Below are 24,144 nucleotides of genomic sequence, written 5' to 3'. Positions count from 1 at the left end.
CCGGCCGGGCTAGTCTCCCGGACCATGTACGATTTTGAACCGAAAAATTTTCCCACGTCGCCTGGGGTTTACCTCATGAAGGGAGGCAAGGGGAAAATTCTTTACGTGGGCAAGGCCAAAAATCTCCGGGCCAGGCTGGGCTCGTATTTTCGCGGGGAAACCGGGCACACGGTCAAGACGGCCGCCCTGGTCGGACGCATCGAGGCCGTGGACGTGCTGCTCACGGCCTCGGAAAAGGAGGCGCTCCTCCTCGAGTCGAGTCTCATCAAAAAGCACCGCCCCCGCTACAATGTGGTGCTCAAGGACGACAAGAACTACATCCTTTTCAAACTCGACAAGCGTTCGGATTTCCCCCGGCTGGCCTTCACCCGGCGGGTGGAGCGCGACGGGGCCACCTATTTCGGCCCCTTCACCTCGGCCGCCGCCGCCAGGACCACCTGGAAGGAGCTCGGCCGGGTCTTCCCGCTTCGAAAGTGCGGCGACCGCACGCTCCACAACCGGGTGCGGCCCTGCCTCTACTACTTCATCGGCCAGTGTCTGGCCCCGTGCGTCCTGCCCGTGGAGCCGCAGGAGTACATGACGCTGGTGCGCCGGGTGGAGGCGTTTCTGACCGGCCGGTCGGCCGAGATCCTGCGGGCCGTGCAGAAGGAGATGGAGGAGGCGGCCGAGAGGCTGGCCTTCGAGCAGGCGGCCAAGCTGCGCGATCTGTTAAAAGCCATGCGGCGCACCGTGGAGGGCCAAGCCACGGTGCTGACCCGGCTTGTGGACATGGACGTGGTCAACATGGCCGCAACCGAGCACGGGGTCGGGCTGTGCGTGCTTTTCGTGCGCCAGGGCCGGCTCCTTGACCGCAAGACGTTTTTTTTCCCGGGCGTGGAGGCGGCCGAGGCCGACGCGGTCGCCGTCACCGCCCTGGTCCAGTTCTACCGGCCGGGGAGCTTCATCGCGCCGCGCGTGGTGGTGCCGGCGACCCTGGCGCCGGTAGCCATCGGAGCTTCCGGTCCTCCGGACCCGGTCCGTCCCGGGGAAGCCGGGAGGCCGGACCCAACCGGGGAGACCGACGCGAGGGGCGGCGATCCTGGCGCATCTGACGTGGGTGGCGGCGAGGGCCAGCGGGAGGGGGCCAGCCCGGGCGAGGCGGCCGAAGATGCGGCCGCTTACGGCGTCGGCGGCGAGAGCGGCGGAGCCGGCCAGAGCCCGGAGGCCGCAGACGCGGCCGGAGCCGTCATGGGCGAGGGCAGCGAAGAGGGCGGCGGCGATGGCCAGGCCCTGGCCGAGATCCTGGCCGAACGCCGGGGCGCGGGCGTGCGCCTGGGGCCGCCCCGGGGCCGGGAGGAACGCCAGCTTCTGGAGATGGCCGCGGTCAACGCCCGGCGCGCCGCCGAGGAGGCGGCCAAGGCGGCGGAAGGCGACATCCTCCCGTCCCTTGCCCGTAAGTTCGGCCTGCCGGCCCTTTCCCGCATCGAGGCCGTGGACGTCTCGCATTTGGGAGGAAAAGGGGTGCGCGTCGGCATGGTCGTCTTCGAGGACGGGACGCCCCAAAAAAGCGACTACCGGGCCTATGCCTTCCCGGAACTCGAAGGCACGTCCGACGACTATCTGGCCCTGGCCACCTTTGCCGCCAAACGGGCGGCCTCCGGCCCGCCCTGGCCGGATCTGCTTCTTATCGACGGCGGCAAGGGCCAGCTCGAGGCTGTCTCAAGAAGCCTGACCGAGGCCGGGGTGGCCGGGGCCTTTGCCCTGGCCTCCATCGCCAAGGGCGAACGGCGGTCCCAAAACGAGATGGACGACGTGATCTACGTGCCTGGCCGCAAAAATCCGCTGTCTCTGCGATCCGGTTCGCCGGAACTCCTTTTCTTGCAGCGCGTGCGCGATACGGTCCATGATTTTTCCATCGGCCGCCAGCGCCGGGCCAGGAACACGGCGAGCCTTCAAAGCACGGTGCTGGAACTGCCGGGCGTGGGGCCGAAGACCGCCCGGCTCTTGTGGGAGGCCTTTGGCTCGGTTACGGCCATGCGGGCGGCCGGCGCCGGGGAGATCATGGCCAAGACGGGCCTTGGACCCAGACGGGCCGCGGCCGTGGCAGCCGCCTTGGCGGCCCTGGCCGATTGATCTCTTCATTTTTTTTTGGTAATGTTCCCGATTATTTTCGTTCGGAGACCCCATGCCCCCTTTGCAGGAATTTTTGGCCCTCGCCCAGTCCATCGCTCCCGAACACCGCTACCGAACCGTCTACGACACGGATTTTTCCGTGCTCGTGCCCGGCAAGGAAGCCATCGACGCCGACACCTTGCAGGTCTTTTCGCGGATAGGGTTCGCCGGCCGCACGGTGGTCGATCTTGGCTGCAACTTCGGATTTTTCACCTTCGAGGCCAGCCGGCTCGGGGCGGCGAGGGTGCTCGGCGTGGACCGGGAGGCCCGGGTGCTGGCCGGTTGCGAACTCTTAAAGAAACACTTTAAGATCGACAACGTCGCCTTCGAGCGCCACGATCTCGACGATCCGGACAGTACCTTGCCGGCCCGGCAGTTCGACATCGCCATGCTGGTGGAATTCATTGGCAAAACGTTTGTGGTCGAAAACCGGGTGGCTCCGGCCCTGGCCTTTCTGGAGCGTCTTTCCCGGCGCGAACTGATCGTTTCGGTCCAGAAGATCTACTGGATCCGAAAGGAACTCGGCACCACGCCCGGGAAGCTTCGCGAGGTCTATCCGGAGAAGTACGTGCAGGGGGGCGACTTTCTGCTTCTGGAGTACGTGTGCGATTGCCTGGCCCCGCGCTGGCGCATGGAGCCGCTTTCGCCCATGGCCGAGGGCTACGAGAAACCCCGCAAGTTCCTGCGGTTCGTCCCGGCCTGAACCATGGCAGGCGGCACCAATCGCGCCGACATCCGGCCCGGCCTTCGTGTGGCCATTGTGCTCAAAAAGGACCAGCGCACGGGCGCGCTGACCGAGGGCGTGGTCAAGGACATCCTGACCAAGTCCCCGTACCATTCGCGTGGCATCAAGGTCCGTCTGGCCGACGGCCAGATCGGCCGGGTCCACGCGATCCTCGGCCCTGCGGCCTGAGAATACGCCTCTCGCGTCTCACTCCCGGCATTGCTTCTGGGGGACGACGGATCTTTCCCCAGGGGAATCTTCCTGGTGTCTTGCTGTTTCCCGGACCGTCATCCCTTGCCTGCCGCCGGCATCCTCCTGGCCAGGACCACGCCGCCAAGGGCCAGGGCGAAACCGGCCAGTTGTGCTGGCCCGAGCCGGGCCCCGAAAAGGAGCCAGGCCTCGGCGGCCGCCAGGGGCGGGGCCAGAAAGAGCAAGGATACCGCCCGCGACGCCTCCCCCCGCCGCACCAGCCAGACGAGCAGGCTCGCCCCGCCGACGGACAGGCCGCCCACTCCCCAGGCCAGGGCCCCGAAGAGGGGCAGGGACGGCACGAACCGCGTCTCGTCCCACACCACCGCGAGGAGCGCCGTGACCACGGCCCCGCCGGCATGCTGGAGCGCGCCCGCCGCCCGCAGGTCGGCCCGGGCCAGGGAGGATTTCTGGACGAGCGCGCCGATGGTGATGGCCGATACACCGGCAAGGGCCAGGCCGATCATTGTCGGCGACACCGGCGGCAGGCCGCCGTCGCCTCCGCCGGACGACAGGCCGGGCCAAACCACCACGCCGACGCCGGCCAGGCCGGCCAACATGCCGAGCCAGAGCCGCCAGTCCGGCCGCTCACGGAAAAAGTATACGCCGCAAAGGGTGGTCAGGGGCGGCTGGAGGGCTCCGAAAAGGGCCATGACGCCCGGAGAAAGCCCCAGAGCCACGGCCCGGTAGCTGGCCGCGAGATAGAGGCCGTGAAGGAGCCCGCCGGCGGCCAGATGACCGGCCGCGTGTCGGGCGCCCGGCCAGGACGCCCGGGCCGCCAGGGCGCACCCGGCCAAAACGAGTCCGGCCAGGGCAAACCGGGCGGTCAGAAACAGGCTTGGGTCGGCGTAGGGCACGATAGCCCGGGCCACCACAAACCCGGTGGACCAGAGGAAAACGAACAGGGCAGGAGCAAGGGATGCGACCATGGCCGTGTCTTTACCCAAAGCTTTGCATACGGTATAATGAAACTATTCGATCTCTCCATAACTTATTTTTATGAAGCAGAATCTTTTCGACACCCAGGCCCTGCGCCCCCTGGCCGCAGTGGTGGATGCAGGCGGATTCACAGCCGCGGCGGCCGGACTCTGCAAGACGCAGGCGGCCGTCAGCGCGGCCATTGCCGGCCTGGAGCGGGCGGCGGGCTGTCGGCTGCTCCAGCGGTCGCGCCAGGGCTGCCGGCCGACCCCGGCCGGAGAGATGGTGGTCGGCTATGCCCGCCGCATCCTAAGTCTTTTGGATGAGGCGGCCGTGGCTCTGGAAACGGCCAAGCCGGCCGGGACGTTGCGGCTTGGGGTGCCGGACGAAGGCGTGGCCGGACTGGTCGCTTCGGTAGTCGAGGGACTGGCCCGGGACTGCCCGCAGGGGCTGGTCGATCTGCGGTGCGATTTGTCGGCCGGGCTCGAAGCGGCGCTTATGGCCGGGGAGCTGGATGCGGTGGTGGTGGTCCGCGAGCCCGGAAGCGCTCGGGGGGAACTGGTCTTTCGCGACCGGCTGGTGTGGTGTGTGCCGCCCGGCCGGGAGCCGCATCTGTCGCGTCCGCTGCCGGTGGCTCTTTTCGCCGAGGGCTGCCGGACCCGGCCCATGGTTCTGGCCGCCCTGGCCAGCGCCGGCATCGCCTGGCGCGAGGTCTGCCGGGCCTCGCACATCGCGGGGCTCACCGCCATGGCCGGCCGGGGCCTGGCCGTGACGGCCCTGGCCCGGCGGACGGTCCCCCAAGGCTGGCGGGTCCTTTCGTCCGGGGAGGGCGGTCTGCCGGTGTTGCCGGATTACGAGGCGGCCCTCATTCTGCCGCCTCGGCCCACACCGCTTGCCCGGCGGCTGGCCGGCCTGCTCCTCGGTCCGTCCCGCCCGGAGCGGGCCGCCCCGCCCCAGGACCCATTTCTTCGTTAAGCCCGGTACATGGCGCCGGCCGAAGATCATCCTCAAATAGGCACCGATCTCTGGGGGCTTCCAAAAGGCTATGCCCCTGTGGCCGCCGGAGGGATCCAGCCGCCTTCCCTCCCTGTCGCCTCAAATGGCCTTCCACAGGGTCTGTTCCGGAGTGAAGGCGGCGTCGAGTCGGGGGCTTATCTCCACCGTAATTTCCTCTTCAGCGCGTGTCACCCGGACGTGGCCTTCGGGCGGCAGGCCGGCGTCGCGGGCGGCCTCGGCCCAGCGGGCCAGATCGGCTGCAATGAGTTCCTCCAGGGCCGGCTCGGGCTGGCACGGACGGCAGAAGCTCGATACCGTCACCCAGGCCTGTCCGTCGTTGTTGTCTTGTTCCATCTGGCAACCCTGACATTCCCCGCGCATAGGCACTCCTTTCCGTGGCGGCCCGTCCGGGGCCGGCCCTTTTGTCGTTTGAGGACATTGGCGATGCGCCGGTCGGGATAGGGTCCCCGGCGCCGGGCATCGGTTGGTGAAACGTGCCGTCCGGTCACTGCGGGTCTCCGGCCAGGAGGCAGGTCATAGGGAAGTCGGGCCAGGCCGGGGTGTGGGGTTCGAGTCGGCCGTCGGCCCGGATGTGGACCACCCGGGCCCCCCGGGTGAGGAGGGCCGGGGCGATGCGGCCGGCCCGGTGGCACCGCCGGGGGTCTTCCTCGGCGCAGAGCAAGGCCAGCCGATAGGCCTGCCGCCAGGCGTCCATCACCCGTTCCACGCCCCGGGCAAAGGATACGGCGTTCTCGATGCCCGAGCCCCGGCCGCCGAGATCGCGGCCGAGGAACTGGTAGCCCACGCCCCAGGCACGCAGGGACTTCTCCAATGCGTCTTTGGAGAAGTGCGGCATATAGCGGGAGACGGGATGGGAACGGACGTCGATCAACAGGTTGACGCCGTGGCAGGCGAGTAGGCTTAGAAACGCGGCCCGCTCCAGATGGCCGTGGCCGATGGTGTAGATGGGCGGGCGGGAAAGGGGCTCGCGCTGCATCAGGCCGCCCCGGTCAGCTCCCGGTAGCGGAAGCAACCCGTCAAATGGTCGTTGACCAGGCCGGCCGCCTGCAAAAAGGCGTAGACGATGGTCGATCCGACGAATCCGAAGCCGCGGGCCTTGAGGTCCCGGCTGACCTGCTCGGACAGGGGTGTCGTGGCCGGAACCCGGCTCAGGTCGTCCCAGTTGCCGACCACCGGCCGGCCGTCCACGAAACGCCACAGGTAGGCGTCGAAGGAGCCAAAGGCCTCGTTGACGGCCAGAAAGGCCTGGGCGTTTTTGACCGAGGCCGCGATCTTGGCCCGGTTGCGGATGATCCGGGCATCGCCGGCCAGGGCGGCCATCCTGGCGGCGTCAAAGGCGGCCACCCGGACCGGGTCGAAGCCTTCGTAGGCCTCCCGGTAGCCCTCCCGGCGGGTGAGCACCGTCAGCCAGGACAGGCCGGCTTGCGCCCCTTCGAGGATGAGGAGCTCGAAAAGGGCCCGGTCGTCGTGGAGCGGCGTCCCCCACTCCTCGTCGTGGTAGCGGACGTAGAGCGGATGGTCGCCGCACCAGGGGCAGCGGATTTTGGCGTCAGCCTCGGGCATGGCCTAGAGTCCCAGTTCGCCCCACAGGGCGTCGATGCGGGCCCGGGTGGCCGGGTCCATGGCCAGGGCATCGGGCCATTCGCGCATGTGTCCTTCCTCGGGGCCTTTTTTCGTGGCGTCGATGCCGATCTTGCCGCCGTAAAAGGCCGTGGGCGAGGCGTGGTCCAGGGCGTCGAGGGGTCCGTCCACGATCACGATGTCGCGCCTGGGGTCCACGTTGTTGCCAAGCCGCCACAGCACTTCCGAGGTGTTCTGGACATTGACCCCGGCGTCGACCACCACGATGCACTTGGTGAACATCATCTGGCCAAGGCCCCAGATGGCGTACATGATCTTGCGCGTCTGGCCGGGATAGCGCTTGTCGATGGAGACGAAACAGAAGTTGTGGAACACGCCCTCGAGCGGCAGGCTCAAGTCCACGATCTCGGGCAACTGCTTTTTGATGAGCGGCAAAAAGAGGCGCTCGGTCGCCTTGCCCATGTAGCAGTCCTCCATGGGCGGCGGACCGACCAGGGTGGCCGGATAGACGGCGTCCTTGCGGTGGGTCAGCGCCGTGACGTGGAAAACCGGATAATCGTCGGCCAGGGAATAGTAGCCCGTGTGGTCGCCAAACGGACCCTCGCGGCGTCGTTCACCGGGTTCGACATACCCCTCCAGCACGAACTGGCTCGAGGCCGGCACCTGCAAGTCCACGGTCTTGCACTGCACCAGTTCCACCGGGGCCTGGCGCAGGAAGCCGGCGAACAGGAATTCGTCGATGTCGTCCGGCAGCGGGGCCGTGGCGGCGTAGGTGCAGGCCGGATCCGGGCCGATGGCCACGGCCACGGGAAGTCGCTCGCCGCGCTGTTCGGCCAGATGGTAGTGGGCGGCCCCGCCCTTGTGGCGGTGCCAATGCATGCCCGTGGTCTTTTTGTCGAATACCTGCATCCGGTACATGCCGACGTTGCGCTTGCCGGAAACCGGGTCCCTGGTCACCACCACAGGCAGGGTGATAAAGGGCCCGGCGTCGCCCGGCCAGGTGGTCAGGACCGGCATGATGGACAGGTCCACGTCGTCGCCGGTCAGGACCACGTCCTGGCACCGGCCGCCGCCCACGGTCTTGGGGAAGATGCCGGCCATCTTGGCGAGCTTGGGCAGGAGCTTGAGCTTCTCGATCAGGCCTTCGGGCTTTTCCATCTCCAGCACGTCGTCGATGCGCCGGCCCAGGGCGTCGAGATTCTCGCATTCGAGCGACAGGTGCATGCGCGGGTAGGACCCGAACACGTTGGTCACCACCGGAAAGCGCGCCCCTGTGGGGTTTTCGAAGTACAGGGCCGGGCCGACGGCCTTGGACACCCGGTCCGTGATTTCGGCGATCTCCAGATACGGGGAAAGCTCGGGCTTTATGCGCCGCAGTTCGCCCTTTTTCTCCAAAAGCCGCAAAAATTCCTGCAAGTCCTTGTATGCCATGGGCTATCGCTCCGGGGAATGGATCTCTCGGCCTTTGCCGGTCCCCGCCTTTATACCCGAAGCCGCAGCCCCGTAAAGGGCCGGCCCGCGTCGGCCAAAAGCCGGGCCACAAAACCGGAGGCATATGCGGCCGGGAGCGGCCCCACGGACAGCCAGGCCGGAGCAAGGACGGCGCGGCCGAAACGGACCCGGGACAGGGCGGCCGTCACGGCCCCGGCCGCGTCCCTCCGTTCGAGCATGAGGCGGCAGGCCACCCGGCCCGGATGCCAGGAGGCCTGCACGGCCACCAACCCCTCACGGGCCAGCCGGCCGAAAACGCGAACCGTCCAGGCCGGCCCGCCCTGGCCGGCCGGCAGACGCGCGGCCAGAAGCTCCGACTGGGCCAGCCCCGGAAACACCCAGGGCACGTAGGCCAGCCGTCCCTCGGTCCGGGGCAGGAAGTCCCCGGCCACGGCGCAAAGCGCGGCCACGGCGTCAAAATCGGCCCGCACGGCCGGATCGGCTGTGAGCCAGGCGAGGAAACGGCGTCTGGCCCCGGTCAGGTCCAGGGGCGGGACGGACGGCGGCCCGTCGTCCGCCAGCCGGTGTTCGAAGCGCGACCGGGCCTCGGTCAGGGCGGAAAGGAACAAGGCCGGATCGGACCGGGACGAGGGCGGCGGAGTGATGTCCTTGAGCAGGAGTTCGGGTTCCAGGCGCTCGATGCGAAAGAGGAGCTCCCGGCCGGGCGTGGGCTCGTGGTCGAGTCGGGCAAGGAGCCTGTGCCCGGCCGCGACGACCCAATAAAGTCCGTGCGGGCCCGGACCGGCCAGCCTGCCGCGCACGATCTGCCCGGCCTTGCGGCCCCGGCGGAAGGCCTCGGGATCGGACCTGTCCCGGCTGTTTGGCGACCGGCCATTGCTGCTTTGCTTGTCGCTGACGCGCATTGGAGAATGCCTCCGGCGGCCGGGGGATCATCCCCCCCGGACCCCCTGGCCTTTATCGTCGGTGCGCCCACGGTCCGGATGCCGCCGCCACCGTGATACAAGCGGGGAGGGCCGGGGGAATCATTCCCCCGCCCGCCGGAGGCATCTTCCTTCCGTGTTCCCTAGGGGTTGTTCTGGGCCAGGATCAGTTCCACCTCGTCGAGGGACAGGCCGGTGGCCTTGGCCAGGGCCTGGGGCGACTGGCCTCGACGGGTGCCGTTCAGGATGATCTGGCGCAGAAAATCCGGTGAACGGCTGTATTCCTTGGCTTTCTTGACCAGTTTTTCCAGTTCGTCGCGGCGCTGTTCGAGCTTCTGGTCCAGTTCGGCCAGTTCGGCCTGGCGGCGCTGGAAACTGCCGATCAGCTCCTGTTCGAGCTTGGCGTTGAAGTCGAGCTTTTTGAGCAGCGAATCCTGGTTTTTCTGGAGCTTGGCCAGGAGCTCCTCGGAGCGGCGGAGCCTCGAAAAGAAAAGGACGACCAGCAGGAGCAGGGCCAGCTCGCACACGGTCAGGAAGATGACGAGAGTGGAATAGCCGTTCATCGGGGAACATCCAGGGGGCGTGCCGCCGGCCCGGGCCGGACCGCCGCCGGGAAACATGTCTCCCTGATGGCGAAAATGCGGGGACGGGCGACCGGGCGGACGGCGGACATGGGCAGGGCGGGCGGCGTGGCGCTAGATTTTCATGTTGATGATGTGACCGGCAAAGGGCGTGGGATTGCTGGCCTGGGTTTCCTCGGCTTCGGGCGGGGCCGGACGGCGGGGGCGATGCTGCCGCTGGTCCCTGGCCTGGCGGCCCTGCTGCTCTTTGTCGCCAACGGTATCGGCCGCGTCCTGCTGCTCGATGCGCGGGGTCTGCTTGTTCTGTTCGGCCAGGACCTGCTCGGCCAGAAGCTGGGAGGCGGCCAGACCGGCTTGCGGCTGGACCAGCTCGGCATGGGCCACGTTCTGCGCGTAGGGCAGGGCCTGGAAGACGGTGGTCAAATCGATGGACATCTACTTCACCAGGTAATCCTCGATAAGCAGGTTATCCAGCGGTTGTGCCCCGATAAACTGGTTTATGACCGACAGGACGTCTTTTTTGAGGGCATCGGCGTTGTTCTTGTCGGTCAGGAACTCCAGGTTCTTGTTTTTCAGATAATAATACACGGCATCGCGAACGACAATGAGATTCCGCTTGAATTCGAGTTCCACAGCCGGTTCCCGGGTCACGGCCGTGAAGCGGATGGTCAGGAAGCGGGTGCGGCCTTTCGGATCGGCCAATTCGATCAAAAACGGGTCCATGGCCATGATGATTTCCGGCTGGACCGCCGGCGGCTCGGGGGGCGGGGGCGTGGGGACCACCGGGGCAGGGGCCTCGACGGGCGGGGGCGCTTCCTCGACCACGGGGGGGGGCGCGGGTGGGGTTTTTTTCAGGAGAAAAAACGCGGCCGCCCCGGCGAGGAGCAGGAAAAGGACTGCGCCGACCAGGACGAAGAGCTTTTTTCGGGAAGGCTTGGCCTCTTCATCCGTTGCCGGGAAAGGGGTCGATTCCTCGACCACGGCGGACGGGGCGGGTTCCTCGGCCTCGTCTTCGAGGAACGGGGCGTCATCTAGGTCGAGATCGACCTTTTGGAGGGCCTTTGGCAGGTCGTCGGACAGTTCGCTGTCGTCAAGCTTGGCCTTGATCTGGGAATCGAAACCGTCGTCCGCAACCATGGAAGCCTCGTGGTCCTTGCCCGGGCCGGGCGGCCTCGACCCGGCGGCGATGCACCCGGCCAACGGTCGCGCTCCTGGCGTGTCGCCGCAAGGCCTGTCGGGAGTGCCGGCTCCCGGCCTGGCAGCCGGGAGCCGGGGGCGTCATGGCCCGGCCGTGATCCGGGAAGGCGGGCTATTTGTCGAAAATCTTGTCGATCTTCTGGCCCAACGTTTCCGCGGTAAAGGGCTTGACGATGTAGTTGGATACCTTGGCCTGGACGGCCTCGATGATGTTTTCCTGCTGTGCTTCGGCCGTGACCATGAGAAACGGCAACTCGGCGAACTCTTCGCTGGAGCGGACCTTGCGCAGGAGTTCGATGCCAGGCATCTTCGGCATGTTCCAATCGGAGATGATAAAGTCGATCTTGTCTTTATTGAGGGTTTCCCAGGCGCTGCTACCGTCGTCGGCTTCGATGATGTTATTAAAGCCCAGTTGTCTGAGAATATTTTTTATGATTCTGCGCATCGTGGAAAAATCGTCAACGACCAGGATGCGCATTTCCTTATTGGCGGCCATGGCTTCTCTCCTGTTGGTGCGAATGCTTCACTATCGTCTGGGGCAAGGCGGATGCGGCGGTGTTTGACGATGCTCCCGCAGGAGCCTCGATGCGGACCGCGACTGCCATTCCCGCGTCAATGCTGTTCGATGTTGTATTGTGCTTTGAACTTCTGGCGGAGCCTAGCCAAGGCCTGGGAGTGCAGTTGCGACACCCGCCCTTCGGTGATGCCCATGACCTCGGAGGTTTCCCGCATATTCAGTTCCTCGCCGTAATAAAGCGACAATACCAACTTTTCCCGGGGAGTCAAATCGTCGATCAGGGAAGCCAGCTTGTCGACCAGTTCCTTGAATTCGGCGGATTTGTACGGCTCGTTTTCGAGCTGGTTCTTCTGGTACGACGAAATGTTTTCCGTGATGGCGTCAAGGCTCAGGCACAGCTGGTTCTGGAGGGCCTCAAGCCCCTGGGTGACCTCGCGCTCGGTCAAACCCGTGGCTTCGGCCAGTTGTTCCACGGTGGCGGCCTTGCCGGAATCGTTTTCGATGCGCCGCGACGCCTCCTCCAGGGTGCGGACCCGGTGCCGCTGGCCCCTGGAAAACCAGTCCATGCGCCGCAGGTCGTCGAGCATGGAACCCTTGATCCGGGACTCGGCATAGGTCTCGAACTTGATGCCGAGTTCCGGCCGGAAGCGGCCGAGGGCCTCGATCAGGCCCATGGCTCCGGCGCTTAAAAGCTCTCCCATCTCCACGGACTGGGGCAGCTTGGCCTTGAGCCGGCTGGCCACGATTTTGATCTTGGGCGAGTAGTGGCGCACGATCTCCTGCCGATCGCGCGCGTCGAAGTCTTTCCACTGCGTCGCCCCGGATTCGAGCCTAAGCCAGGGGTTGTTCCTGGAAGAGGAGCTTTTTCCAGAAGAATTTGATGTTTCCATCGAGCTTGGCGTCCACGTCCCAGGAATCGATCGTTTGGGCCAGTTCCATAAGTTTTTTGCTGGCCGGAGCGTCGGGCGTCAGGTGGCAAAACGGCTTTTGCCGGATCACCGCGTTTTTCACGGCCGGATCGACCGGCACGATCCCCGTGAAATCCAGGGAGATGCCGGAGAGAAAATGGTCGCAGGCCGTGGAGAGCTTTTCATATACCGCCTTGGCCGCCTTGAGGCTCGGGGCCATGTTCACCACGACCCGGAACCGGTGCACGTCGTGGTGCACGTGCATGACCTTCACGAGCGCATAGGCGTCGGTCAGGGAAGTGGGCTCCGTGGTCAGGACCAGCAGCCGTTCCCGTGCGGCCAGATTGAAATAAATGACATTATCATTGATTCCGGCCCCTGTGTCCACTATCAAATAGTCGATTTGGCCTTCCAGGTAATCCATGGCCTCGAGCAGGTCGAGCTTTTGCCCCGTGGACAGGGCCAGCATGTCGCTCACCCCCGAGGAGGCCGGCAGGATGGAAAAGCCATAGGGCGTTTCCATGAGCACCTGCCTCAGGTCCACGCCTTCGTGAAAGAGGTGGAAGAGGTTCATGGTCGGGGTCAGGCCAAGCAGGATGTCCACGTTGGCGAGCCCCAGGTCGGCGTCGAGGAGCACCACCCTGCGTCCCATCCGGGACAGGCTGTAGGCTAGGTTGACCGAAAGGTTGGTCTTGCCGACCCCGCCCTTGCCCGAGGTGACGGAAAGGACTTGGGGGATGGCCGCGCCGTGGCGGGGGCGGCGGGGCGCGGCGAGTGTGCTGGTTGGCATGGGTCGTCCTTAGACGCCGGCTTCGGCATCGGGATAGTCGCCGGGCAACTGGTGTTTGAAAAGCAGTTTCCACACAGCCTTGCCCGAGGCCGGCGTCATGCCCTGGGTCAGTTCCGGTCCGTAGGCCAGGGCCGAGACCGGCAGCGACGAAGCATGCGCCATGTTGACAAGACTTCCATAATTACAGGCTTCATCGAGCTTCGTCCAGACAAGGCTCGCGAGCGGCTCGCAACGGTAGACGCGCAGGAACTGGGCGGCCTGGGGCGCGGCGTAGAGGGGTGACAGGGCGAGGTGGGCGCAAAGGCCCTTGCGGCCGGAAATCCCCATCTCCCGGCACCAGCCTTCCATGGCCCCGTCGCCACGGACGCTCGGCGTGTCCACGAATACGGCGTCGCCTCCGGCCGCCTCGTCAAAAATCCGGCGAAAGTCTTCCGGCCCGTCGGCCTCGGCGTAGGCGAGGCCGGAAAGTTCGGCATAGTGGCGCAAAAGGAGCCGCCCCTTGCCCCGGCCGCCGTCGGCGTTGACCACCACCACCCGCCGGGCAGGCTCCTGCCGCCGGGCCGTCAAGGCCAGGCGCAGGAGGTTGGTGGTCTTGCCCACCCCGCTTGGGCCGATGAACATATGGGCCGTCTCGGGCCAGTCCCTGGTCGTCAGAGGTTTGACGCGAAGGAGGCGGGACAGGGCCGGAATGACCGTGTCCTCGCCGCGTTCGACAATGGAACGGTAGAGGGCCAGGACCGAGGCCTCGTCCACTCCTTCGCGTTCGAGGAATTCCAGGGCCAGTCGCTGCCGGGGCGAGAGGGTGCCGAAATCCATGCGCGGCCGCAAAAGCGCCAGCAAGTGCCCCTTGATCTCGCCCCATTCCCTGTTCCAGTCCCCGCCCGAGGCCGGAGTTGCCGAGGTGGCCGGCCCGGCCTGGCTCTCGGCCGGGACGCCGGCCCTGGCCTTGCCGTTGCCCGAGGCCTTGCGGGTCGGAGCGGGGTTCGGCTGCTCCAGGGCGGCCATGACCTCGCACAGGCACTTCCCCTCCTCGCGTACGGTTTGGTTGCCGAGAATGACGGCCTCGCTCCCGAGCTCCTGGCGGACCTGGGACAGGACGGCGGCCATGCTCTCGCCCCGGAAGGTCTTAACCCGCATTGGACAGTCCTATGTTGGCCACGGATTGGAGCTTGATCTCGGCCGGGATCTCGGCCTGGGAGATGACCGGCAGGTTGGGGATGAACCGTGACAGGAGCTGGGCCAGGTGGGGCCGGACCAGGGGCGAGGTCAGAAGGACCGGCTGTCCCTCGGAAAGAAGCGCCTTGTCCAGGGCCCGCTGGATGGCCTGGATGATCCGCTGGGCCAGGCCCGGCTCCATGGCCAGGTAGGCCCCGTGGTCGGTCTGGCGCACGCTTTCCTGGATGGCCCCCTCGACCTTGGGCGTGAGGTTTAAAATCGGCAGCGACCCCTCGGCCGTGAGGTAGGGCTTCACAATGGTGCGGCCCATGCGGGACCGGACGTATTCCGTCAACTGGTCCGGGTCCTTCACGGAGGCGCCGTAGTCGGCCATGGTCTCGACCACGGTCAGGATGTCGCGGATGGAGACGCCTTCCTTGACCAGATTCTGGAGCACCTTCTGCACGCCGCCGAGGTTCATGGTGCCGGGCACCAGGTCTTCCACGGCCTTGGGCGCGCGCTTGGCCAGGTTGTCGAGCAGGACTTGAACTTCCTGGCGGCCGAGGAATTCGTGCAAGTGGCGCTTGAAGACCTCGGTCAGGTGGGTGGCGATGACCGTTGCCGGATCGACGACGGTGTAGCCGGCCAGGATGGCCTCTTCCTTGTGGAGCTCGGGCACCCACAGGGCCGGCAGGTTAAACGCCGGCTCGCGGGTTTCCACGCCCTGGATGCGGTGCTTGGCGTCGCCCGGGTCCATGGCCAGATAGTGGTCGATGAGGATCTCGGCCGAGGCCACCTCGTTGCCTTTGATGAGCACCACGTACTGGCCGGGGCGCAGTTGCAGGTTGTCGCGCAGGTGCAGCGACGGAATGACCACGCCCATATCGAGGGCGAACTGGCGGCGGATGGAGCGGATGCGCGAAAGGAGGTTGCCGTTTTGCTCCTCGTCGACAAGCGGGATGAGCCCGTAGCCGACTTCGAGCTCCAGGGCGTCCAGCGGCAGCAGCGACTGGACCTCTTCCGGGGTTTCGAGTTCCGGCGCCGGCTTTTTCTCCTTCTGATCGGCCTCGGCCGAGAGCATCTCCTGCTGCCTGCCCGAGAGCCGGGCCACCAGGAAGAGCAGAGCCGACATGGCCAGGAAGGGAAGGGTCGGCAGGCCCGGGACGATGGCGAACAGGAGCAGCATGGCCGACACCAGCCGCAGGGCCCGGGGGTGGAAGGTGAGCTGGGCCAGGAATTCCTCGCCCATCTTGGCCTCGGCCGCGGCCCGGGACACGATGAGGCCGGCGGAGGTGGAGATGATGATCGAGGGGATGATGGACACCAGGCCGTCGCCGATGGTCAAAAGCGTGTAGGTCTGGGCCGCGTCCTTCCAGTTCATGCCCTTTTGCATGACCCCGATCAGGAAGCCGCCGCAGATGTTGATGGCCGTGATGATGATGGTGGCGGAGACGTCTCCGGAGACGAACTTGCCCGCGCCGTCCATGGCGCCGTAGAAGTCGGCCTCCTTGCGGATGACTTCGCGCCGGTCGGTGGCCTGCTTTTCGTTGATGAGTCCGGCGTTGAGGTCGGCCTCGATGGCCATCTGCTTGCCGGGCATGGCGTCGAGGGTGAAGCGGGCGGCCACCTCGGCGATTCGGGTGGTGCCGGCCACGATGACCTTCTTGTTGATGGCGAAAAGGACCAGGAAGATGACGCAGCCGACGATGTAGTTGCCGCCGACCACGAACTGGCCGAAGGCCTGGATGACGTGTCCGGCCGCGGACGGGCCTTCGTCGCCGTGCAGCAGGATCAGCCTTGTCGAGGCCACGTTCATGGACAGCCGCAGGAGGGTGGTGACCAGGAGCAGGGAGGGATAGATGGAAAATTCGAGCGGCGAGCCCATGAACATGCTGGTCACCAGGATGACCAGGCTGATCGAAATGGAGAAGGTCAGCAGGAGGTCGATAAAGATCGGAGGAATCGGCACCAGCATGACGAAGAGAATGACCACCACGCCGACCGCCAGCATGATGTCGCCCTGGCGAGCGAACTGGGCGTAGTTGAATTTGATCGGTTCAGCGGTCTTCGCCATGATTTTGACGCCTTCTTTCCGGCCGCGGGGACCTAGCGGGGCCGGCCGGGACGCTTGAACTTGTCGAGTTGGGCCAGGATCGAGGCCACCGCCTGGTAGAGGTCCTCGGGAATGGTCTGGCCTATTTCCACGTTCTTATACAAGGCCTGTGCCAGGGGCTTGTTCTCGCGGATGGGAATGCGGTGTTCCCGGGCGATCTCCTTGATTTTTTCGGCCAGATGGTCCGCGCCCTTGGCCAGGAGCAGGGGGGCCGGGGACTCCTTGGGATTGTAGCGCAGGGCGCAGGCGAAGTGGGTGGGGTTGGTGATGACCACGTCGGCCTTGGGTACGTCCTGGAGCATGCGCCGCTGCATGACCTCCATCATCTTGCGCTTTTGTTGCTGCTTGATGGCCGGGTCGCCGATGGCCTGCTTGGTTTCGTCCTTGATCTCGTCCTTGGTCATCTTGAGGTTCTCTTCGTAGTCCCACCGCGTGTACCAGACGTCGAGCACGGCGATGATCACCATGGGGACCAGGGTGTAAAGGACGAGGATGAAGCCGTTTCCGAGGAGAAAGGCAGCGAAGTTTTCGGTGGTCTGGTAGAAAAGCGGAAAAAACTCGTCGAACTTGTTTTTGAGGATGAGGTAGGGGGCCAGGCCGATGGCCGCGGCCATGGCCACCTGCTTGCCGAGCTGCACCAGGGTCTTCGGATTGATCAGAAGCTTCTGGATGGCGGCCACGGGATTGAAAAGGTTGCTGAAATCCGGGTTGAAGAGCCTTGAGTACCATACCTCCCCGACCTGCCACCGCTGGGTGACGTAGCCGACCACGGCCATGACGAGCAGCAGCGGCAGGAGCATGACGGCCAGCTTCTGGGACAAAAGCCACATCAGGGCGTTGACTCCGTCCGGGGTGGCTTCGAAGGCCAGGCGTTGGCCGAGGAAGGTGGTGAAGACCTCGCGCAGGGCGTCACCAAGGTCGTCGATAAGGAGGCGCAGGGTGAAAAGGCCGGCCAGGAGCACGGTCAGCTTGGGCAGTTCCTGGCTGCGGGGGACAGATCCTTTTTCCCGGGCCTTGTCCCGCCGTTTTTGGGTGGCTTTTTCTGTCTTGCTTGGATCTCTGGCCATGTCGTTCCCCTGGGCCGCGTTCGCTGCCGCCCGTTATTCCCGCCCGCTGCGGCCGGCTCCTAGCCGGAAGCCTTGAGCACCAGCCGGTACATCGGCCCGAGTTCGGCGATGTACTGGCCGACGTAGACGGCGAGGGCGCCGAACACCAGGGTCATGAAGAGAAAACCCACGCTGATCTTGAGGGGAAAGCCGATGAAGAGCACGTTCATCTGGGGCGCGGCCCGGGCCACCAGGGCCAGGGCCAGGTCCACCATGAAGATGGAGGCCATAATCGGGGCGGCGATCTTGAGGGCCATGACAAAGATCTGTCCGGAAAAGGCAATGAGGTGCTCGCCCAGGGCCGGGCTGAGGAAAAGCCCGCCCGGCGGGACCAGGGTGAAGCTTTGGGCCATGCAGTCGAGCAGGAACAGGTGGCCGTTTAGGCACAGAAACAGCATGGTGGTGACCTGGTTCATCAGGTGGCCAAGGCCCGACTCCGAGGCGCCGGTCATGGGATCGATGCTGTTCATGAGCGAAAAGCCCATGGAAAATCCCATGATGGCCCCGGCGCACTGGACCGCGGAAAAGAGGAACATGACCAGGATGTCGAGCAAAAGGCCCATGATCACCTCGCCGAGGAACATCAGGGCCAGGGTCCAGGGGTTGGCCGGCATGAGGGCCGCCGGAAAGGACAGCATGGGAAAGACGGCCAGGGTCAACAACAGGCACAAGGCGCCCTTGACCGGGTTCGGCAGCAGATTGGCCCCGAAAAACGGCAAGAGGAAAAGGACGACGCTGATGCGCATGAGTGTCAGCAGGAAGCTGAACACGAGGTTCGGATCGAAGTGGAACAGGTCCATGGCGGGGTGCAAGCAAAAGCCGGGCCACGGGCGGCCGGCTATTCCACGATGTAGCGCATGGGACTGACCGGTACGCCGCCAAGCCGGGTCTCGTAGTGGAGGTGGGGACCCTTGGACTGGCCGAAATCGCCGACATGGCCGAGGAGCTGGCCCCGGGTCACGGCTTGGCCCTTGGCCACGGCCGCGTCGCGCAAAGGGCCAAAGGAGGTGACAAGGCCGCCCTGGTGGTCGATGGCCACAGTGAAGCCGCCATCCGGCGTTGCAGCGGCAAAGGTCACCAGGCCGTCGCCCGGGGCCACCACCGGCGTGCCGGTGGGCGCGGCGATGTCCAGGCCCTTGTTGAATTCCCGGCGGCCGGTCAGCGGCGAGGTCCCTTCGCCAAAGGGCGAGACGATCCAGCCTTCCACCGGCCAGGACATGGGCATGGCGGCCAGGAGTGTCCCCTTGGCCGCAAGCGTCCCCAAAAGCTCCTGCTGGCGGATCGTTTCCGTGGCGGCGCCACGGCCCAGGTCGGCCAGGAACTGGTGGAGCCGGCGGGTAAGCATCTCCTGGCGGTAGAGAGGCAGGTATTTCTTGTCGAAATCCGCGGCGTCGCTGCCGGCCGGGGCCACGTTCCGAGGCTCCTGGTCGAGGCCCGCCATCTGGCGCAGCTTGGCGTCGAAGCCGCGCAGCCGGTTGAGGTCGGCCTCGAGGCCCTTGACCTTGTCGGTGATGCTCAAAAGCTGGGCGTTCTGCTCCCTGGCCTCCTGGTCGAAAGCGGCCAATTCGATCTGCATCCGTTTATAATTATAATAATATTTTATCAGGTAAACATTCCCGGCCAGAAGAAGGGCCACGGCCAGCAGGATGGCGGCGAACAGCCAGCCCCGAAATCGGAGCTTGCGGCAGGAGCCGTGGTGGTCCCGGAAGACGACGACCTGGTAGTTCTTGAACATCAAAACGGTCCTGACCGGGCGGCTGGTGGGTCCCCTACAAAAACAGGGCATCCATTTTTAATAAAAATATAATTATTGAAGTGTGTTGCTTTTTGCATGCGGCACGTCCCGATTTCGGGGACGCGAGGCTAGCGGGGCGCGGCATCCCGGTCGCGCTGCCAGCGGCCAAGCGCGTTTTCCAGGTTCACGGCCCGCTTTTTCCCCGTGGCGCAGATGTCCTTGATCCAGGTTTCGGCCTCGTGGCGCATGGACTTGCCGGCCATGGGGCAGGGATTGGAAAAGACCGGCAGTTCCCAGGCCTTGGCCGCCCGGATAATCGTTTTCTTGTCCACGAGCAGAAGCGGCCGGATGACGGTCAGCCGCCCCTCGAAAAAGGATTCCCGGCACGAGAGGCCGTCCACGCGGCCGTTCTGGAAGATGTTGAGGAAAAAGGTGGCGCTCAGGTCGTCGGCGTTGTGGCCGAAGGCCAGATGGGTCAGGCCATATTGCCCGCACAGGTCGAATAGGCGTTTGCGGCGCAGCCAGGCGCAGTAGAAGCAGGCGGACTTCTTCTTGTTTTCGTCGGAGAAGGCGCGGGGGCCGAAATCCGTGACCTCGATGTGGGCGGGAAGGCCAAGGTCCGCGCACAGCCCGGCCAGGGGCTCGTGGTTGGCGGCGTCGAAGCCGGGATTGAGGTGCAGGAGCATGAGTTCGACCGGAAAAGGGACGATGCGGCGGCGAATGGCCATGACGGCCAGCATGACCAGGCTGTCCACGCCGCCGGATACGGCCAGGCCCACCCGGGCCCGGGGCGCAAGCTGGCCGGTTTCCATCATGAGCTTGCCGGCCTTGGCCACGCAGACGCGTTGGGCGTAGCCGAGGTCCCTGGCGCGCAGGGGATGCGGGGAACGCGTCATTGCCTCACCTTTTAAAGGGTATTTTCCATGAGGATCTCGCGAACCTCGGCGATCTGTTCCAGAATGGCGGCCATGACGTTTTCCATCTGGGCCGGCGTCACGTCAAGGCGGGCGAAAACGGCTTCGGACGGGGCGTACTGCATGCCGTCGATGCCCATGCCGATGCCCGTCATCTTGGCGATGACGTCGCCCACGTGCACGAGGTCGAGGGCCACGTCCGGCTCCGGGCAGTCGTCGGGGCGCAGGCGGTAGCGGACCACGTTGACGATGGAGCAGGGGATCGACCACCGCTCAAGGAGGACGGCGCCGAGTTCCGCATGGTTGATGCCAAGGACCATCTCCTCGGCCTGTTCGAAGGAGATGTGGCGCTCGTGGGCCAGGGTCAGGATCGGGCCGGCGTCGACTTCCAGGAACGAGCCCATGACGGTCTTGCCGATATTGACGAGCAGGCCGGCGGTAAAGGTATGGGGGGGCGGGATGATGTCCAGTTCCCGGGCCAGGGTTTCGGAAGCCGTGGCCACGGCCACGGAGTGTTCGAGGAGTTCGCCTGGCCGCAGCCCGTACCCCTTGATTTCATAGCGGGTGAAAGGAGCCACGCCCGAGGCGATGACGAGCTGGTAGATCCGGTGCAGCCCCAGGCGCATGAGCGCCTCCTTGACCGTGGTCACCTTGCCCGCGCCGCCGAAAAAAGACGAGTTGGCCATGCGCAGGACATTGACCGTGAGCCCCGGGTCGAACTCGATGATCCTGGCCAGCTGGCGCAGGTCGGCATCGGGATTGCCGATGTAGGCCAGAACCTTTTGCACGGGCATGGGCATTTGGGGAATGGCTGTGGCTTTCTCGATGATTTCCTCGCGTCGGCTCATAAATCCCAGGACCTCCCGCAAGATGAGATCATAACCCGGCCCGTGTCGGCGAAAAGGCGCATGGTGCGCGGAATGGTGCCACCGACGTCCTCGGCGGACAGACGCATTTCATTGACCAGAAGCAGTTTTTTAAGAGCGGCGAAATTGTTGGCCCCGGTGTCGAACTGGTTGGAGATGTGCATCATCCGGCCGCAGCCCGCGGCCTTGAGCACCAGGTTCTCCCGGGTCGCGCCCCGGTTGAAAAGGGCGCGCATCATTTGGGGAACGCCGAGATTGACGTACATGAAGGGGTTTTTGACCGGACCCTTGGCCGTGTCCCTGGCCACGGGAAGCAGGCAGTGGATGAGCCCGGCCACGCCGGCCGCGGGATCGTAGGCGGCAAGCCCGAGACAGGAGCCCAGGGCGTGGGTGACCAGGACATCCTTGGGCCGGTTGGTGACCTTCATGTCGGAGATGCTGACAATGATCTCCATGATTCGTGGAGGTGGATCCTTGGGCGCAAAAGGTTGTCGGCAGATGCGGGTCAAAGAGGGCAACCTAGCCGGAAAGCGACCCGAGGACAAGGTCGGGTCGCGGCGGGGAACATGCCTGTGGACAGATGGCGGGCAAGTGCATACTTTCCCCGGACTTTCACGCGACGCAACGGACCAGGGCCGGCCGCCAACCGGGAGAGGGCGATGTCCATCGAATTTTTCAAGCACATCATCGAAAACTACGGTTATCTTGCCCTCTTCATCGGCACCTTTCTGGAAGGGGAGACCATTTTGCTCCTGGCCGGCTTTGCCGCCCAGTCGCCGGAATTCCATCTGGATCTGCGCTACGTCATCCTGTCCGCCTTTGCCGGCAGCCTGGCCGGCGACCAGACCGCCTTTTTCATCGGCCGCTACTTCGGCCGGCGCCTCATGGAAAAAAGTGAGAAATGGCGTGCCCGCACCGAACGGGTCACCACCATGCTCAAGAAATACCACGAGATCCTCATCCTTTCGTTCCGGTTCTTCTACGGCCTGCGCAACCTGACCCCTTTCGTGCTCGGTTCCATCGACATTCCGGTGCGCAAATTCTTCGTCCTAAACGCCATCGGCGCGGCCATCTGGGCCGTGGCCTTCGCCCTGATCGGCTACGGCTTCGGCAGTCTCCTCGAAAACGTCCTCGCCCGGCTTATCGACAACGTGCACTATGCCGAACTGGCCGTCCTCGGCCTGGCGGCCCTGGCCATCGTCGCGGTCTGGATCCTCAAGCTCCTGCGCCGCCGCTAGGCCGCCCGCCCGGCCTTGCGGCCCCACGGCGAAGGAATCCTTTGAGTTCAGGACAAAAACGTGTAGTTTCGCCATGCCCCGGCAGGTCAGCCGCGGGCGTCGCCCGGGAAACTGCGCGGATCTTCAAGGCGTCTCGCTCACGCGTCTTGGAGGGCATGCGACGGGTATGGGAGCCATGACCGACACCACCGATCTCACAAGCACCGCTTCCGACATGCTGCGGCAGTGCCGCACAGCCCTCGAGGGCATGGAACACGGCCTGTCGTCGGTCATGAAAGGCCGCGAACGGGATTTCCTGCGTCTGGGGGAAGACCTGATGTCCCTGCAGGCCGGCTGCGAGGACATTTCCCGAGACGCCCGGGAACTGGTCGCCTGCACCTCGGGCCAGGGCATGCACGTGACCCTCGAGGGCCTCTCGGGCGAACTGCGCTCCCTGACCGACGCCACGGTCCACGACGCCGGCCGCCGCAGTCTCGGCGACATTGAGGGCGTGTCCGGCATTGTCAACGAACTTTCCTCCATCGTTTCGGCCTTCTCGAAGATCGTCAAGCATCTCACCATGCTTGGCATCGCCACCCGCATCGAAAGCGCCCGGCTCGGCACGGACGGGCGCGGGTTTTCCACCCTGGCCGACGACGTGGAGAAGCTCGCCCATCTGATCGTGGACCACTGCGCCGGCATCACCACCCGCATCGAGGCCCTGCGCGGCCATGTCGATTCGGCCCGGGCCAGGACGCTGGCCATCATCCACGCCCAGGACCAATGCCACAATGTGATCTCCCGGGAACTGGGGGCCCATATCGCGGGGTTGGCCGACATGGCCGAAAGGTCGGCCACGGTGTCCCTGGCCTTGTCCCGCAACGCCGAGGAGATCGAGGCGGAAATCGCCAAGGCGGTCCGCTCGCTCCAGTCCCACGACATCGTCCGCCAGCAGATCGAGCACGCCGAGCACGCCCTGGCCGAAGTGGCCGGGGTCCTCGACAACGGCGGGCGCGGGCCGGCCGGCCAGGAAGACGCCCTGGACATGGTGGCCTTCGTGGCGGACGTGCTGACCTTGCAGGCCTCCCAGCTCGACAGTGCGGACAGGCACTTTTCCGAGGCAGCGGCCATCCTGCGCGACTCCCTGGACTCCCTTGCCGCCCGCATCCGGGGCATCGGCACGGCCATCGCCGCCGTGGCCGGGACGACCGACGCCAACAGCCCGCTGGTCAGGATGGAGGCCGGCATCGGCACGGTCAAGGCCGAACTCGGCGACTTCGCCACCCAGGGCGAGGCCTTGGGCGGCATCATGGACTCGGTGGCCGAGACCATTGCCGGCATGGGCGGCTCCATCGAGGCCATCGAGGAAGTCGGGGCCGAGATCGAGCTGATCGCCATAAACGCCAGCATCAAGGCCGCCCATACCGGCGAGGCCGGCGCGGCCCTTGGCGTCCTGGCCCTGGCCATCCAGGGCCTTTCGGCCGACGCCAGGCGGCAGACCGATGCCGTGGCTCGAATTCTCGGCGATATTTCCAGCGCTTCCAAGGTGTTGCAGGAAAAAGCCCGCCAGTATAACGACCAGTCCGAAGCCTGGCGCGTGGTCGGCCAGCTCGACGAGGTTCTGGCCGCGACCTCGGGCACGGCCAGGCGGTGCGAAACGCTTTTCGCCTCCCTCAAAAGCACCAGCGCCGCTCTTGGCAGCCGGGCCGGCGAAGTGGGGCGGTCCATCGATTTCGACAAGGACATCGGTTCCCGGCTGACGGCCATCCGCCGAACCCTGGAGGGTCAGGTGGGCCTGGCCAGGAAGCTGGCGCCGGAGGGTGGACTCGGAAAAAGCTCGCGACTGCGCGCACTCTACGACCGTTACACCATGGAGGCCGAGCGGGCCGTGCACGAGGCGGCCTTTGGCCTCGCTTCCGCCCCGCACGATGCCGCAAATCCGGTCGCGGCCCAGGAAGACGCCGGAGAATTCGGGGACAACGTTGAATTGTTCTAATCCCGCTTTTCCCGTCCGATCACGGAGGCCCGCCAGG

Annotated in this window: 26 protein-coding genes; 6 read left to right on the top strand and 20 right to left on the bottom strand. The window is 65.5% G+C overall.

Translation table 11 applies throughout. The annotated features are described in order from the left end of the window. Positions 1-24: 24 nt before the first annotated feature. Genes uvrC through DFW101_RS04245 form a run of 3 tightly spaced genes read left to right on the top strand, consistent with a single transcriptional unit; the run spans position 25 to position 3,064 of the window. The gene (gene uvrC, locus DFW101_RS04255) at positions 25-2,112 is read left to right on the top strand and encodes an excinuclease ABC subunit UvrC (protein ID WP_009180290.1); all 2,088 of its coding nucleotides are present in this window, start codon (positions 25-27) and stop codon (positions 2,110-2,112) included. A gap of 52 nt (positions 2,113-2,164) precedes the next feature. Beyond that, positions 2,165-2,854, top strand: coding sequence for a class I SAM-dependent methyltransferase (locus DFW101_RS04250; RefSeq protein WP_009180289.1), 690 nt, complete (start codon positions 2,165-2,167; stop codon positions 2,852-2,854). A 3-nt stretch (positions 2,855-2,857) separates the two neighbouring features. Further along, a complete protein-coding gene (locus DFW101_RS04245) occupies positions 2,858-3,064 on the top strand; it encodes a YwbE family protein (RefSeq protein WP_009180288.1) in 207 nt (68 codons plus the stop codon). Between the two features lie 98 nt (positions 3,065-3,162). On the opposite strand, the gene DFW101_RS04240 is transcribed toward DFW101_RS04245, so the two are convergent. Next, a complete protein-coding gene (locus DFW101_RS04240) occupies positions 3,163-4,053 on the bottom strand; it encodes a DMT family transporter (protein ID WP_009180287.1) in 891 nt (296 codons plus the stop codon). 70 nt (positions 4,054-4,123) lie between these two features. Here DFW101_RS04240 and DFW101_RS04235 point away from each other — a divergent pair, with 70 nt between their 5' ends. Next, a complete protein-coding gene (locus DFW101_RS04235; RefSeq protein WP_009180286.1) occupies positions 4,124-5,017 on the top strand; it encodes a LysR family transcriptional regulator in 894 nt (297 codons plus the stop codon). A gap of 120 nt (positions 5,018-5,137) precedes the next feature. Here DFW101_RS04235 and DFW101_RS04230 read toward each other — a convergent pair whose 3' ends face one another. The 19 genes from DFW101_RS04230 to DFW101_RS04140 form a co-directional block, all read right to left on the bottom strand. Beyond that, complete coding sequence (locus tag DFW101_RS04230) at positions 5,138-5,419, bottom strand: hypothetical protein (RefSeq protein ID WP_009180285.1); 282 nt, start codon at positions 5,417-5,419, stop codon at positions 5,138-5,140. Between the two features lie 124 nt (positions 5,420-5,543). Then, complete coding sequence (locus DFW101_RS04225; protein WP_009180284.1) at positions 5,544-6,035, bottom strand: DUF488 domain-containing protein; 492 nt, start codon at positions 6,033-6,035, stop codon at positions 5,544-5,546. Beyond that, entirely contained in the window at positions 6,035-6,622 is a 588-nt protein-coding gene (locus DFW101_RS04220; protein ID WP_009180283.1) for a DNA-3-methyladenine glycosylase I, read from the bottom strand. The genes DFW101_RS04225 and DFW101_RS04220 overlap by 1 nt, the downstream gene beginning before the upstream one ends. Positions 6,623-6,625: 3 nt before the next feature. After that, on the bottom strand, positions 6,626-8,071 hold the full coding sequence (locus DFW101_RS04215; RefSeq protein WP_009180282.1) for a menaquinone biosynthesis decarboxylase: 1,446 nt from the start codon (positions 8,069-8,071) through the stop codon (positions 6,626-6,628). A 50-nt stretch (positions 8,072-8,121) separates the two neighbouring features. Then, entirely contained in the window at positions 8,122-8,994 is an 873-nt protein-coding gene (locus tag DFW101_RS04210; protein ID WP_009180281.1) for a hypothetical protein, read from the bottom strand. A gap of 161 nt (positions 8,995-9,155) precedes the next feature. Then, complete coding sequence (locus DFW101_RS04205) at positions 9,156-9,575, bottom strand: hypothetical protein (RefSeq protein ID WP_009180280.1); 420 nt, start codon at positions 9,573-9,575, stop codon at positions 9,156-9,158. 132 nt (positions 9,576-9,707) lie between these two features. After that, positions 9,708-10,028, bottom strand: coding sequence for a hypothetical protein (locus DFW101_RS04200; protein ID WP_009180279.1), 321 nt, complete (start codon positions 10,026-10,028; stop codon positions 9,708-9,710). Beyond that, complete coding sequence (locus tag DFW101_RS04195) at positions 10,029-10,730, bottom strand: flagellar basal body-associated FliL family protein (RefSeq protein WP_009180278.1); 702 nt, start codon at positions 10,728-10,730, stop codon at positions 10,029-10,031. Between the two features lie 172 nt (positions 10,731-10,902). Beyond that, positions 10,903-11,286 carry a chemotaxis response regulator CheY gene (locus tag DFW101_RS04190; RefSeq protein ID WP_009108500.1) on the bottom strand — a complete coding sequence of 128 codons (384 nt, stop codon included), beginning with the start codon at positions 11,284-11,286 and terminating at the stop codon, positions 10,903-10,905. Between the two features lie 116 nt (positions 11,287-11,402). After that, complete coding sequence (locus DFW101_RS04185) at positions 11,403-12,197, bottom strand: FliA/WhiG family RNA polymerase sigma factor (RefSeq protein ID WP_009180277.1); 795 nt, start codon at positions 12,195-12,197, stop codon at positions 11,403-11,405. After that, positions 12,139-13,005: a MinD/ParA family protein gene (locus tag DFW101_RS04180; protein ID WP_009180276.1), complete on the bottom strand. Its 867-nt coding sequence runs from the start codon at positions 13,003-13,005 to the stop codon at positions 12,139-12,141. Before DFW101_RS04180 ends, DFW101_RS04185 begins: the two co-directional genes overlap by 59 nt. Positions 13,006-13,014: 9 nt before the next feature. Continuing rightward, positions 13,015-14,142: a flagellar biosynthesis protein FlhF gene (locus DFW101_RS04175; protein ID WP_009180275.1), complete on the bottom strand. Its 1,128-nt coding sequence runs from the start codon at positions 14,140-14,142 to the stop codon at positions 13,015-13,017. Continuing rightward, complete coding sequence (gene flhA, locus DFW101_RS04170) at positions 14,132-16,234, bottom strand: flagellar biosynthesis protein FlhA (RefSeq protein ID WP_009180274.1); 2,103 nt, start codon at positions 16,232-16,234, stop codon at positions 14,132-14,134. Before flhA ends, DFW101_RS04175 begins: the two co-directional genes overlap by 11 nt. Positions 16,235-16,266: 32 nt before the next feature. Further along, on the bottom strand, positions 16,267-17,340 hold the full coding sequence (gene flhB / locus DFW101_RS04165; protein ID WP_009180273.1) for a flagellar type III secretion system protein FlhB: 1,074 nt from the start codon (positions 17,338-17,340) through the stop codon (positions 16,267-16,269). A gap of 59 nt (positions 17,341-17,399) precedes the next feature. Beyond that, entirely contained in the window at positions 17,400-18,179 is a 780-nt protein-coding gene (fliR, locus tag DFW101_RS04160) for a flagellar biosynthetic protein FliR (RefSeq protein ID WP_009180272.1), read from the bottom strand. A 38-nt stretch (positions 18,180-18,217) separates the two neighbouring features. After that, positions 18,218-19,114, bottom strand: a complete 897-nt coding sequence (locus DFW101_RS04155) for a M23 family metallopeptidase (RefSeq protein WP_009180271.1) — start codon at positions 19,112-19,114, stop codon at positions 18,218-18,220. 128 nt (positions 19,115-19,242) lie between these two features. Continuing rightward, positions 19,243-20,010, bottom strand: a complete 768-nt coding sequence (locus DFW101_RS04150) for a tRNA lysidine(34) synthetase (protein ID WP_009180270.1) — start codon at positions 20,008-20,010, stop codon at positions 19,243-19,245. Between the two features lie 11 nt (positions 20,011-20,021). Beyond that, positions 20,022-20,876: an HDOD domain-containing protein gene (locus DFW101_RS04145; protein ID WP_009180269.1), complete on the bottom strand. Its 855-nt coding sequence runs from the start codon at positions 20,874-20,876 to the stop codon at positions 20,022-20,024. Continuing rightward, complete coding sequence (locus DFW101_RS04140) at positions 20,873-21,349, bottom strand: chemotaxis protein CheD (RefSeq protein ID WP_009180268.1); 477 nt, start codon at positions 21,347-21,349, stop codon at positions 20,873-20,875. The genes DFW101_RS04145 and DFW101_RS04140 overlap by 4 nt, the downstream gene beginning before the upstream one ends. A gap of 204 nt (positions 21,350-21,553) precedes the next feature. Between DFW101_RS04140 and DFW101_RS04135 the strand changes: the two genes are divergently transcribed. Next, a complete protein-coding gene (locus tag DFW101_RS04135; RefSeq protein WP_009180267.1) occupies positions 21,554-22,132 on the top strand; it encodes a DedA family protein in 579 nt (192 codons plus the stop codon). Positions 22,133-22,307: 175 nt separating this feature from the next. Further along, positions 22,308-24,107 carry a methyl-accepting chemotaxis protein gene (locus DFW101_RS04130; RefSeq protein WP_232286143.1) on the top strand — a complete coding sequence of 600 codons (1,800 nt, stop codon included), beginning with the start codon at positions 22,308-22,310 and terminating at the stop codon, positions 24,105-24,107. The last annotated feature ends 37 nt before the right edge of the window (positions 24,108-24,144 follow it).

This window comes from Solidesulfovibrio carbinoliphilus subsp. oakridgensis (assembly GCF_000177215.2).
Lineage (GTDB): Bacteria > Desulfobacterota > Desulfovibrionia > Desulfovibrionales > Desulfovibrionaceae > Solidesulfovibrio > Solidesulfovibrio carbinoliphilus.
Note: the sequence above shows the minus strand (reverse complement) of the source record. Positions and strands in the feature narration are given on the sequence as shown.